The sequence below is a fragment of the Planococcus rifietoensis genome, assembly GCF_001465795.2.
Lineage (GTDB): Bacteria > Bacillota > Bacilli > Bacillales_A > Planococcaceae > Planococcus > Planococcus rifietoensis.
Genome location: NZ_CP013659.2, coordinates 1,272,714 through 1,285,325, shown reverse-complemented (window position 1 = coordinate 1,285,325; position 12,612 = coordinate 1,272,714). Strand labels below are relative to the sequence as shown.

Sequence of the window (12,612 nt, the reverse complement as noted above, 5' to 3'; positions counted from 1 at the left end):
GCTATTCATTTTACACGCTTTCGCTAGCTTTGTCTTTTGATAATCCTTTTTCAGCCGACAGCAACGTATTTTCCATCAGCATCGCGATGGTCATCGGTCCAACGCCGCCCGGTACAGGCGTGATGAAGCTTGCCCGCTCGCGCACCGCCTCGAAATCGACGTCGCCGCACAGCTTGCCGTTTTCGTCACGGTTCATGCCGACATCGATGACGACTGCGCCTTCTTTGATATGGTCTGCTCCGATGAATTTCGCACGGCCGATGGCGGCAATGATGATGTCCGCCTGCTGGGTCATCGCCTTCAAATCCGGTGTTTTTGAATGGCAATAGGTCACGGTCGCATCTTTTTGCAGCAGCAGCTGGCCGACCGGCTTGCCGACGATATTGCTGCGGCCGATGACGACGGCATGCTTGCCTGCAGGATCGATGCCGTAATGCTCAAGGAGCACCATCACCCCGTGGGGCGTACATGGCAAAAAGGTGTCTTTGCCGATCATCAAATTGCCGACGGAAATCGGGTGGAAGCCATCGACGTCCTTTTCGGGAGCGATTGCCGTGATGATCTTGAATTCATCGATCTGGGCAGGAAGCGGCAATTGCACCAAAATGCCGTGGATGTCCGGGTCGTTATTCAGTTCATCAATTTTTTTAAGCAGTTCCTGCTCGGTCAGTGAAGCAGGATATAAATGAAGATCTGAACGCATGCCGAGTGATTCGCAAGTTTTCTTTTTGTTTTTGACATACGTTTGCGAAGCGGAATCATCGCCCACTAAAATGACCGACAGGCCAGGGGTGATTCCGTTTGTTTTCAGTTTCTCTACACGTTGTTGCACTCGCTCTTTAATTTTCAGGCTTACGGCTTTTCCATCAATCAATTCAGCAGTCACGTAGATTCCTCCAATGATTAGTTCGCAGTTTGGTCAGTGAATTTCGAAAGAACGCCGTTGACGAAACGGCTTGATTTATCGTCCCCGAAGGTCTTGCTCAATTCGATTGCTTCGTTCAAGACGACGCGGCTCGGCGCATCATCCATATATTCAAGTTCGAAAACAGCCATGCGCAAAATGGTGCGTTCGACTTTCGGCAAGCGCTCGAGCGACCAGTTTTCCAAATGGCCTTTTAGTTTTTCATCGATTTCCTGTTGCTTGCTGTTGGTGCCTTCTACCAGCAATTTATAGAACTGGTCGGTTTCCCCGTTCATGACATGTTCCATCGCTTCTTCAATCGTTAATTCGGTTCCATCGAGCTGGAATAGCGTCTGAAGCGCTTTTTCCCGTGCTTCGTGTCGTTTCATCATAATTCCGGTCTCCTTTTTCAAGCTGATTATCCCCCCATTATACAGGTAATCGCGCGGAACTTCCAAGTTTGAAATGTTCCAACAAATCACCGCGGGCGCAGCGCATCCATAAAAAAGAAGGCTGGCCGACACATGCATCAGCATGTCCGGGCAGCCTGCTTATCAGTCCACTTGAGGATTGTCGAAATGTATACCGGTAATGTGCACATTCACTTCCTGCGTCTGCAGCGAAGTCATGGTCTCCAAGGTCTGGCGGACTTGTTCCTGGATTTTCTTGGCAGTATTCGGGATCGATACGCCATAATCGATAACGCAATAGACGTCGATCGCCAAGCCTTCGTCCGACAGTTCGGTTTTGATGCCTTTGCCATGGACTTTTTTGCCCAAACGTTCAACGACGCCTGAGGCAAAATTGCCGCGCATGCTGGCAACACCTTCGATATCAGTCGCAGCGATACTGGCAATAATTTCCAACACTTCCGAGGCAACTTCGATATTCCCGAGATCCTGAGCACCGGGTGATTTCATTTTTACATATGGGATTACTTTTTCAGCCATTTGAATGTTCCTCCTCAGGAGCCCATTACATCGTATTTTTCCAGGAATTTCGTATTGAAGTCCCCGGATTTGAACACCTCATGATCCATGAGGCGAAGATGGAATGGAATGGTCGTGAAGACGCCTTCCACCACGAATTCGTCCAGCGCACGCTTCATCTTGGCCACGGCCTCTTCGCGTGTATCGGCGAATGTGATGAGCTTAGCCACCATTGAATCGTAATAAGGCGGGATTGTGTAACCTGAATACATCGCTGAATCAACGCGCACGCCCATGCCGCCCGGCGGCAAGTACATATCTACACGCCCTGCAGAAGGCATGAAGTTTTTCAGCGGGTTTTCAGCGTTGATGCGGCATTCGATGGACCAGCCTTTGAACGTGACGTCTTCCTGTTTATAGGCGAGTGTCTCGCCGGAAGCGACTTTCAATTGCTGCTGGATCAAGTCGATGCCTGTGATCATTTCGGTGACCGGATGTTCCACTTGGATACGCGTATTCATTTCCATAAAGTAGAATTTCTGGTTTTCTACATCAAAGATGAACTCGACCGTCCCAGCGCCACGGTAATTAACCGCTTGCGCCGCTTTGACGGCTGCTTCGCCCATTTCTGCTCTCAATTCGGCTGATAAAGCAGGAGACGGCGCTTCTTCGACAAGTTTTTGCATGCGGCGCTGAATCGAGCAATCGCGTTCGCCGAGATGGATGGCATTGCCATGCGAATCGGCCAACACCTGGATTTCGATATGGCGGAAATCCTCGATGAATTTCTCGATATAAACGCCCGGGTTGCCAAATGCTGCGGCGGCTTCTTTTTGCGTCATATTCAAGCCTTTGACAAAATCTTCGCGCGTTCTCGCCACGCGAATCCCTTTGCCTCCACCGCCTGCAGTTGCTTTGATGATGACCGGGAAACCGATCTTTTCGGCGATTTCCAAGCCTTCCTCTTCGCTTCCGACGATTCCTGTAGAGCCCGGAACGACGGGTACGTTTGCTTGGCGCATCGTTTCACGGGCTACGTCTTTTGTGCCCATCTTCGAAATTGCGGCCGCTGTCGGTCCGATGAACATGATATCGCACGCTTCGCATAATTCGGCAAAGCTCGAGTTTTCAGCGAGGAAACCATATCCCGGATGGATGCCGTCGCAATTCGTCAATTTAGCGACGCTGATGATATTGGAAAAGTTCAAATAGCTGTCTTTTGATAGTTTCGGCCCGATGCAGTAAGCTTCATCGGCCAGTTCAACGTGGAGCGCTTCTTTATCCGCTTCTGAATAAACCGCTACAGTTTGGATATCGAGCTCTTTGCAGGCACGAATGATCCGAACGGCGATTTCCCCGCGGTTGGCAATCAATACTTTTTTCATCATTGTCAGCCCCCCTTAGTTTGCTTTTACGAGGAACAAAGGCTGACCGTATTCGACCAATTGGCCATCTTTGACTAGGATTTCAGCGATTTCCCCATCCACTTCTGCTTCGATTTCGTTAAAGAGCTTCATCGCTTCAACGATGCAAACGACTTGGTCTGCAGAAACTTTCGTTCCGACAGCCACGTAAGCCTCTTCTTCCGGTGATGGCGATTGATAGAACGTGCCGACCATCGGAGACAGGATCTTGTGCAAATCTTCATTTGATGCGTTGCCAGTATCAGCCGCTTCCGTTTGCACCGGCTGCTCTGTCGGTGCAGCTTCAACTGCTTCTGCTTGTTTTGGCGCTGCTGGTGCAGATGCCTGCGCTGGCTCTTCCGCCGCTTTTGTTTGGACAGCTGCCGATTGTGAAGGGCTGGATGAATTTTTCTTCATCTTCACTTTGACGCCATCGAATTCATAACTGAATTCGTCGATGGATGACTGGTCCACCAATTTAATGATTTCACGAATTTCTTGGATTTTCATATAATACCTACTCCCCTGTTATGTATTTAATTTTAGCTACTCCACCATTTTAGACTTTTTCGAATCATTTTGAAATAGCAAGGCCGACATTTTAAAAAAAGGCCCCTAAAAGAGGCCTTTTCTACTTATTGGGCACGCGAGACGTATGAAGAATCGGTCGTATTGATGATTAGTTTATCCCCTTGGTTGATGAAGAATGGCACTTGGACAGAAAGCCCGGTTGTCAAGATGGCCGGTTTTGATCCGCCGCTTGCCGTGTCTCCCTTGATCCCTGGGTCTGTTTCAGCCACTTCCAAGACAACTGTGTTCGGCAATTCGACGCCCAGCACTTCGCCATGGTATTGAATGACTTGCACGTCCATGTTTTCCTGCAGGAATTTCAGCTCATATGCAATGCTTTTTTCCGGCAATTCGATCTGGTCGTAAGTTTCTGTATCCATGAATGCGTGCATATCGCCATTTGCATACAAATACTGCATTTTGCGGTTGTCGATTTGTGCTTTTGCGACTTTTTCGCCGGCGCGGAATGTCTTTTCATTGACCGCTCCTGTACGCAAATTGCGAAGCTTCGAACGGACGAACGCCGCCCCTTTGCCCGGTTTAACGTGCTGGAATTCCATCACACGCCAAATATCGTTATCCACTTCGATGGTCAATCCTGTTTTAAAATCGTTTACTGAAATCATAATAATAGTTCCTCCGTTTGTTATAAAATGCGAAGCTCTTTAGAAGAATGCGTCAAGCGCTCATTCCCCGTTTCGATTATCAGTATATCATCTTCGATGCGCACTCCGCCAATTCCCGGCAAATAGATGCCCGGTTCGACCGTGACTGCCATTCCGGGTTCAAGGACGGTTTCCGAACGGAACGACAGCCCTGGCCCTTCGTGGACCTCAAGGCCGATGCCGTGGCCGGTTGAATGCCCAAACGCTTCCCCGTAGCCTTTTGACTTGATGTAATCGCGTGCGATGGCATCCGCTTCAATTCCTGTCATGCCCGGTTTGATGTTCTCAAGCGCCAGCACTTGTGAATCCAAGACCACTTGATAAATTTCCTTGAGCTTATCGGACGGTTCGCCGACTGCCACCGTGCGCGTGATGTCCGAGACATAGCCATTGTATAAGGCGCCGAAATCAAGCGTGATCAAGTCGCCTTGTTCGATTTTCTTATCGGAGGCAACGCCATGAGGCAGCGCCGAACGCAAGCCCGATGCGACGATGATGTCGAACGAAGAAGAAGTTGCGCCTTGCGAACGCATGAAGAATTCCAATTCGTTTGAGACTTGCAGTTCTGTCATGCCGGCTTTGATATAAGTGCAAATATGCTCAAACGCATCGTCAGCGATCTTGGCTGCCGCTTTTAGCACTTCTAGTTCTTCTGGCGATTTCACCATGCGCAGCTTTTCAATCAAGCCGCTAACCGGTTCGAGCGTAGCCGACAATTTTTCCTGATACTGCGAATAGGTCGCAAAGGTCATATAATCCTGTTCGAACGCCAAGCGCTCGACTGCCGCTTCCTGTGCAATGCGTGCCACTTCGTCAATCAAGCCTTTTTGCGCTTGGACCACTTTGAATTCTTTGACTTGCTCTCCTGCTTGTTCCGTGTAGCGGAAATCGGTAATGAACCAAGCATCATTCGGCGTGATGAGCGCAAGCCCAGCCGTTCCGGTGAAGCCTGTAATAAAACGAAGATTATACGGATTTGTCACCAGCAAGGAATCCAGTTCCCGCTTTTGCATTTGTTCGCGCAGTTTCATCAATTTCATCAGTTTCATCCTTTCTGTTGTCGAAGCAAGAGCGACTGGAGCCCCAGCCGGTAGACATCTTTGCCGAAGCCGGCGATTTGCCCGATGGCTACCGGCGCGATGTGGGAATGATGGCGGAATTCTTCACGTGCGTGGATATTGGAAATATGTACTTCAACGACCGGTACTTGGACCGATGCGATGGCGTCGCGTATCGCGATGCTCGTATGCGTATAGGCGCCGGCATTCAACACGATGCCCGAAACGGCATCATCATCCGCACCGTGGATCCAATCGATCAGTTCCCCTTCATGATTGGACTGCCGGCAGATCAGCTCAAAGCCTTCACTTTCCGCGAATTCCGCCAGTTCCTGCTCCAGCTCCTGCAATGTAAAACTTCCGTACGCTTGTTTTTCGCGTTTGCCGAGACGGTTTAAATTGGGACCGTTCAACACCAGGACTCTCATGCCCTTGCACCCCTTTCTTGGCTTTCCTTTTCCATTTTAGCATACGATCAATTCGCGGCAAGCCAGAAGACGGGCTTAAGAGCGGACATAAAAAAAGCGGAAGCCTATTATGGGTTCCGCTTTTTCAGGCTGTCGAGAAACTCAGGAAACCGTATTTTCCGAAGCTTATCGCTCGCTTTCCGTGGGCTCGCACCCAAGCCTCCTCAGTCGCTGTGCGCCTTGCGGGGTCTCGGTCGTCTCGCTGGTCCACAGGAGTCGAGCGAACACTTCTCCAAATACTTAGAAAGATCATTGATTATTGAATGTAGAAAAATTGACTCCATTCTAATTCGTAATGGATTAATAGACTTCTTCAACACTCTGAAAAAGCGGAAGCCTATTTTGGCTTCCGCTTTTTGTCACTGGAGGATATGGCTCCGGCTATTTGAAGTTTTTTGTTACAGTCCGCATTTCAATTGGGCTGCACAGTTCGTGCATGTATTGCATCCGCCCATTTCTTCCACTGTCCCTTTACGGCAGACAGGGCAGGTATTGCCTACTTCCGATCCGATCGTAACATTGGTCGAGCGCAAGTCTTGGATCGTGTCGATCAAGACGACCGGACGTTTGCCGGTATCTTCTTCGGTATGGTCTTCTTCGAACGTGTTGTCTTCAGCCTTCAAAGTCAATACTTGCGAATCACGGCTGCCGTCGACGTAGACTGTGCCGCCTTTGGCACCGCCTTTGTAGAGACGCTCATAGACACCTTCAACCTGTTCGACGGTATAGCCTTTTGGCGCGTTGACCGTTTTCGAGATTGAGGAATCGATCCAGCGCTGGATGATGCACTGGACATCGGCATGCGCTTCAGGCGCAAGGTCCATCGACGTGACGAACGCTTCCGGCAAATTGTCTTCGTCTGCATCCGGATTGTTCTTCAAGTATTCACGGACAATGTCCGCTTTTACTTCGATGAATTTCCCAAGGCGCCCGCTGCGGTAGTAGGTAAATGAATAGTACGGTTCGAGTCCTGTCGATACGCCAACCATCGTACCCGTCGAGCCTGTCGGCGCAACCGTCAATAGATGAGAGTTGCGGATCCCTTTGTCGAGCACCGCTTGGCGGATTTCTTCTGGCATCCCTTGCATAAAGCCGGTTTCGGTAAATGCGCGGCGCAAGTTCTCTGTTTCTGCATCTGTTTCGCCGACAAGGAACGGGAAGCTGCCGCGTTCTTCAGCGAGTTCTGTAGATGCTTCGTACGCTGCAACTGCAATCGTTTTGAAAATCTCATCGACTAGCTCGTTGCCTTCCGGGGATCCGTATTCACGGTCCGAATAGATGAGCAAATCGGCAAGGCCCATGACGCCAAGGCCTACACGGCGTTCGCCGAGCGCCTGGATACGGTTGTCTTCCAGGAAATAAGGCGTTGCATCGATGACGTTGTCTTGCATACGGACGCCGACACGCACGGTTTCTTTAAGTGCTTCAAAATCAACTTGCTTCGTTTTCGGATCTGCGAAGCGTGCCAAGTTGACGGCTGCCAAGTTGCATACGGAGTAAGGCGCAAGCGGCTGTTCACCACATGGGTTTGTCGCCACGACTTTTTGGCCGTAGGCAGTGGCATTTGTTTTTTCATTGGCATTATCGATGAAGAAGATGCCGGGCTCTGCGGAATAAGTTGCGCATACATTGATCAAGTTCCATAGTTCGCGTGCTTTGATGACGCGGTATGTGCGGACTTTATGGCCCATTTTTTCCCAATCGCGGACATCGCCAATCTTATGCCATTCTTCGTTATAGACCGCCATTTCTTCTTTTGAATACGATTCAACTGCCGGGAAGCGCAATTCGAAATCTTCGTCTTTTTCGACTGCTTCCATGAAGTCTTTCGTCAAAGTGACGGAAATATTGGCGCCGGTGAGGAATTCTTCGTTATGAACGGAGAATGTGCCGCCGTCGCGCAGTTTCGTTTCTGCATCGCGCATGATTTTTTCGTTGAATCCGCCCATGCCCGGAATGGTCCGGTAGTTGAGCAAGCCTTGGTACATCGCTTCTTCCTGTTCAGTTAAAGGCTTGAATTTCAATTTATCGTTCGCCAGGCGTTTGATCGTTTCGTCTTCGGTGTTTTCGATCAAATAGCGCAAAATACGCGGGTTTTGCATTTTGGAAATGATGAATTCCGCGATATCTGGATGCCAGTCAGCAAGCATGATCATCTGGGCGCCGCGGCGTGAACCACCTTGTTCGACCAGATGCGTCAGTTTCGCGATATCGTCAAGCCATGAAACAGAACCGGATGATTTGCCGTTGACGCCACGAGCGAGTGTATTGCGCGGGCGAAGTGTCGATCCATTCGTCCCGACACCGCCTCCGCGGCTCATGATTTCCATCACTTGCTTGCGGTGGTCTGAGATGCCTTCGCGCGAATCGGCGACAAATGGCATGACGTAGCAGTTGAAATACGTGACGTCGGTGTCAGCGCCTGCCCCGTAAAGCACACGGCCGGCAGGAACGAAATTCAGGTTAACGAGCTGCTCGTAGAATTTCGTGAACCACTCGCTTTGCTTTTCAGGGGTTTTCTCGACTGCAGAAAGCCCAGTGGCATTGCGTTTGGCGATTTGCTCGTAAAATACTTCGAGCGGTTTTTCGATGACATCGATCGGCCGATTAACGATGCCTTGTTCTACTTCTTCAGGGTTGTCGATGGCGCTACGGTAATCTTCTTCGATCCACACACGTGCTTTGTTCGCGTCTTGGTCGATCGAGACGATGTAACCGAGGCCGCGCGCTGGAAATTTCGGGTCTTCTTTGACCGTCAACACGACGAAATCGCCCGGCTTCAACGTGCTTTTGCTCGTATCCTTGAAGGAATAGCGGTCGATCATGACCAGGCGGGATACGCCTTTATGCGTTTTCTTCATGTCTTTCGTTACCGCGTGGACTTGCGGGAAAGCTTCGATGTCTTTGTTCAGGGACTCGACGTTTAATGTATATTCGGATTGTGTGGCGGAAACCATTTGACAAATCCTCCTTTATATTATATGTGGTTAACACTATATATAGTATTATTACATTTCCCATGATACTATATATTGAAACTTACTCGCAATAACATTTTTCTGATGGAAAATTTTCGCGACTGGATAATCGAGCAATGGCAAGGGTTCTGCGTTTTCCCTTTCGTCAAAATGAGACGAAAGACACGTATGTTCGCATTATTCAGCACAAAAATCGATTTAATTTCCTGTGGAGAGCACTTGACAACTGAAAGTCCAGACGCCACGCGCTTTCCGCCCGCTAGCTTCACAGGATTGCCTCTGATTTGCCCAGATTACTGTAACATAGCCATTGAATATCCGTCACCTTATCTCTTATAATGAGTAAGTATAGAAAGGGGCAAGAACAGTGGAATTATTGTATATCACATTGGGTGTCGTCATCGCCATCCTCATTTTTGCGGTCGTCTCCTTCCTCCGCATCCGCAAAGCGGTCACCGATCTGAACCAGGAAGAATTCATCCAAGGCTACCGAAAAGCGCAGCTCATCGATGTCCGGGAACCAAAAGATTTCGCAGCCGGCCATATTCTCGGGGCGCGCAACATCCCGCAATCGCAATTGCGCCAGCGCTACAAGGAAATCCGCGCCGACAAACCGGTCTACCTATATGACCAGAACGGGGCAAGAAGTGGACGCGTCGCGTTGTTCCTGAAGAAAAAAGGCTATGAGCAATTGTTCCAATTGCAAGGCGGCTTCAAAAAATGGACAGGCAAAATCAAATCTAAATAATCAAAAACCCCGGAAGCATTTGCTTCCGGGGTTTTTTAGGTCATTCACTGTCTGTCGGTTTTTGGTAACGAAGCACCGGCTTGCGGGCTGCTTTCGTTTCATCCAGTCGGTTGATGACCGTCGTATGCGGCGCATTTTGGACGATCTCCGGATTTTCTTCCACTTCACGGGCAATCTGGATCATTGCATCGATAAAGTCATCCAATGTTTCTTTCGATTCTGTTTCCGTCGGCTCGATCATCATGCCTTCTTCCACATTGAGCGGGAAGTAAATTGTCGGCGGATGGTAACCAAAGTCAAGCAGGCGTTTTGCCATGTCAAGCGTTCTGACACCAAGCTTCTTCTGGCGTCGGCCGCTCAAGACAAATTCATGCTTGCAGTGGCGGTCGTACGGCAAATCGAAATGTGGCGAGAGCCTTCTCATCATGTAGTTGGCATTCAAGACGGCGTATTCGGTTACTTTTTTCAAACCGTCCGGCCCCATTGTACGGATATACGTATAGGCGCGCACATTGATGCCGAAGTTGCCATAGAACGGCTTGACGCGTCCGATAGATTCCGGGCGGTCGTAATCAAATGTAAAGCCTTCATCGGTCTTGATGAGGATCGGCTTCGGCAAATACGGAATCAGGTCAGCTTGAACGCCGACCGGGCCAGATCCTGGGCCCCCGCCGCCGTGCGGGCCTGTGAAGGTTTTGTGCAAGTTTAAATGGACAACGTCAAAGCCCATGTCGCCAGGGCGTGCTTTTGACATGACGGCGTTCAAATTCGCTCCGTCGTAGTACAGCTTGCCGCCGACTTTGTGGATGATCGAAGCCATTTCAAGGATATCTTCTTCAAAAAGGCCGAGCGTGTTCGGATTTGTCAGCATGAGAGCCGCTGTGTCGTCGCCGACCACGCGCTTCAAGTCTTCCAGGTCGACAAGGCCGTGCTCGTTCGATTTAACAGTCACTGTCTCGAATCCAGCAACTGTCGCAGAAGCTGGGTTCGTTCCGTGGGCAGAATCCGGCACGATGACTTTCGTGCGGTTAAAATCACCGTTCGCTTCGTGGAAAGCGCGGATCATCATGAGGCCTGTCCATTCGCCGTGGGCACCCGCGGCCGGCTGAAGCGTCACTTCATCCATGCCGGTAATTTCCTTCAAATGTTCCTGAAGGTCATACATCAATTCCATCGCACCTTGAACAGTCGATTCTTCCTGCAGCGGGTGGATGTTCGCGAATCCGGAGTAACGGGCAACGGATTCATTGATTTTCGGATTATATTTCATCGTGCACGAGCCAAGCGGATAGAATCCGGAATCGACACCGTGGTTGCGTTTTGATAGCGCCGTGTAATGACGCATGATGTCGAGTTCCGAGACTTCCGGCAATTCGGCAAATTCTTCGCGAACTAGCTCTTGGCCGAGCAATTCAGTCAAATCCACTACCGGCACATCAAGTTCCGGCAAGCTGTAGCCGACACGGCCTTGTTTGGTCATTTCAAAAATGAGTGGCTGGTTGTCTTTATGCATGGGAAGCCTCCGTTTCTCGCACGAATGCATCTATTTCTTGTACAAACGCGTCGATTTCTTCTTTAGAACGCTGCTCAGTGACCGCAATCAACATATGCCCTTGCAACTCGTCATAGCTCAAGCCGAGATCGTAGCCGCCGATCATGTCTTTCTCAAACAAAGCGGCATTCAACTCCTTGACCGATGAGCCGACTTTGACGGCAATTTCATTGAAATGGGCGCCATCGAATGCGATCTCGAAACCGGATTTCTTCAGCTGCTGCTTCATATAATGCGTTTTGGTGATATTTTGCACCGCAATTTCCTTCGCGCCTTCTTTGCCGAGCGCCGTCATGGCAACAGACGCTGCCAAAGCATTCAAGGCTTGGTTCGAGCAGATATTCGATGTCGCTTTGTCGCGGCGGATATGCTGTTCCCGCGCTTGCAAAGTCAAGACGAATCCACGTCTGCCTTCATCGTCTGTCGTTTCGCCGACAAGGCGTCCCGGAACTTTGCGCATCAATTTTTGCGTTACGGCGAAATAACCGCAATGAGGCCCGCCGAATGCTTCCGGAATGCCGAAAGGCTGTGCATCGCCGACGGTAATATCTGCGCCGAATTTACCTGGAGGCGTTAACGCCCCAAGTGCCAGCGGATTGGAGGATACGGTGAAAAGAGCACCCGCTCCATGGACTATCGTTTCGATTTCCTTCAAGTTTTCCACTTGACCGAAAAAGTTCGGATATTGAATCATGACAGTTGCCGTGTTCTCATCGACCATTTCTTTTAAGGCGTCGATATCCGTGCGGCCATCTTTGAGCGGAACCTCTACAACATCAATTGACTGGCCGAGTGCATACGTGCGGACAACGTCTCTCGACTCCGGATGGACAGCACGGGAAACTAGGATTTTCTTGCGGCGCGTCTGGCCGGCTGCGAGCATGCCCGCTTCTGCGAGCGCTGTCCCCCCGTCGTACATGGATGAGTTCGCGATATCCATGCCGGTCAGTTCAGCGATCATCGTCTGGAATTCAAAGATCGCCTGCAATTCCCCTTGCGAGATTTCCGGCTGGTAAGGCGTATAGGCTGTATAAAATTCAGAACGGGAAATGACGTGATCGACAACGATCGGTTTGTAATGATCATAAACACCTGCGCCGAGGAACGATGCGTAACGGACAGAATCCGCATTCTTGCCGGCAAGCTGTGCCAGTTCTTTCGTCAAGGCCGATTCGGATTTTGCAGGCTTGATGTTGTATTCGCCTTTAAAGCGTACTTTTTCAGGAATGTCCGAAAACAATTCATCGATCGATTGGACGCCGATCGTCTTGAGCATGTCTTTTTCATCTTGGGAAGTCATTGGTAGATAGCGATGTTTCATCGTGTGCAGTCCCCTTC

Annotated in this window: 12 protein-coding genes; 1 reads left to right on the top strand and 11 read right to left on the bottom strand. The window is 50.0% G+C overall.

Going from position 1 to position 12,612, the window contains the following annotated elements:
• Positions 1-10: 10 nt before the first annotated feature.
• The 9 genes from folD to AUC31_RS06215 form a co-directional block, all read right to left on the bottom strand.
• Positions 11-886: a bifunctional methylenetetrahydrofolate dehydrogenase/methenyltetrahydrofolate cyclohydrolase FolD gene (folD, locus tag AUC31_RS06255; protein WP_058380876.1), complete on the bottom strand. Its 876-nt coding sequence runs from the start codon at positions 884-886 to the stop codon at positions 11-13.
• Between the two features lie 17 nt (positions 887-903).
• Positions 904-1,293 carry a transcription antitermination factor NusB gene (nusB, locus tag AUC31_RS06250; protein ID WP_058383644.1) on the bottom strand — a complete coding sequence of 130 codons (390 nt, stop codon included), beginning with the start codon at positions 1,291-1,293 and terminating at the stop codon, positions 904-906.
• 165 nt (positions 1,294-1,458) lie between these two features.
• The gene (locus AUC31_RS06245; protein ID WP_058380877.1) at positions 1,459-1,854 is read right to left on the bottom strand and encodes an Asp23/Gls24 family envelope stress response protein; all 396 of its coding nucleotides are present in this window, start codon (positions 1,852-1,854) and stop codon (positions 1,459-1,461) included.
• Between the two features lie 14 nt (positions 1,855-1,868).
• Positions 1,869-3,221: an acetyl-CoA carboxylase biotin carboxylase subunit gene (gene accC, locus AUC31_RS06240; RefSeq protein WP_058380878.1), complete on the bottom strand. Its 1,353-nt coding sequence runs from the start codon at positions 3,219-3,221 to the stop codon at positions 1,869-1,871.
• A gap of 12 nt (positions 3,222-3,233) precedes the next feature.
• Positions 3,234-3,746 (bottom strand): acetyl-CoA carboxylase biotin carboxyl carrier protein, encoded by a 513-nt coding sequence (gene accB / locus AUC31_RS06235; RefSeq protein WP_058380879.1) that lies wholly within the window; start codon positions 3,744-3,746, stop codon positions 3,234-3,236.
• A gap of 125 nt (positions 3,747-3,871) precedes the next feature.
• Positions 3,872-4,432, bottom strand: coding sequence for an elongation factor P (gene efp, locus AUC31_RS06230; RefSeq protein ID WP_058380880.1), 561 nt, complete (start codon positions 4,430-4,432; stop codon positions 3,872-3,874).
• Between the two features lie 20 nt (positions 4,433-4,452).
• The gene (locus tag AUC31_RS06225) at positions 4,453-5,511 is read right to left on the bottom strand and encodes a M24 family metallopeptidase (RefSeq protein ID WP_058380881.1); all 1,059 of its coding nucleotides are present in this window, start codon (positions 5,509-5,511) and stop codon (positions 4,453-4,455) included.
• 5 nt (positions 5,512-5,516) lie between these two features.
• Entirely contained in the window at positions 5,517-5,957 is a 441-nt protein-coding gene (aroQ, locus tag AUC31_RS06220; RefSeq protein ID WP_058380882.1) for a type II 3-dehydroquinate dehydratase, read from the bottom strand.
• A gap of 437 nt (positions 5,958-6,394) precedes the next feature.
• Positions 6,395-8,953: a vitamin B12-dependent ribonucleotide reductase gene (locus AUC31_RS06215; protein WP_058380883.1), complete on the bottom strand. Its 2,559-nt coding sequence runs from the start codon at positions 8,951-8,953 to the stop codon at positions 6,395-6,397.
• Positions 8,954-9,341: 388 nt separating this feature from the next.
• Here AUC31_RS06215 and AUC31_RS06210 point away from each other — a divergent pair, with 388 nt between their 5' ends.
• Positions 9,342-9,722 carry a rhodanese-like domain-containing protein gene (locus AUC31_RS06210; RefSeq protein ID WP_058380884.1) on the top strand — a complete coding sequence of 127 codons (381 nt, stop codon included), beginning with the start codon at positions 9,342-9,344 and terminating at the stop codon, positions 9,720-9,722.
• A 40-nt stretch (positions 9,723-9,762) separates the two neighbouring features.
• Here the strand turns inward: AUC31_RS06210 and gcvPB are convergent, their stop codons facing one another.
• On the bottom strand, positions 9,763-11,235 hold the full coding sequence (gcvPB, locus tag AUC31_RS06205) for an aminomethyl-transferring glycine dehydrogenase subunit GcvPB (protein WP_058380885.1): 1,473 nt from the start codon (positions 11,233-11,235) through the stop codon (positions 9,763-9,765).
• A complete protein-coding gene (gcvPA, locus tag AUC31_RS06200; RefSeq protein WP_058380886.1) occupies positions 11,228-12,595 on the bottom strand; it encodes an aminomethyl-transferring glycine dehydrogenase subunit GcvPA in 1,368 nt (455 codons plus the stop codon). The genes gcvPB and gcvPA overlap by 8 nt, the downstream gene beginning before the upstream one ends.
• Between the last annotated feature and the right edge of the window lie 17 nt (positions 12,596-12,612).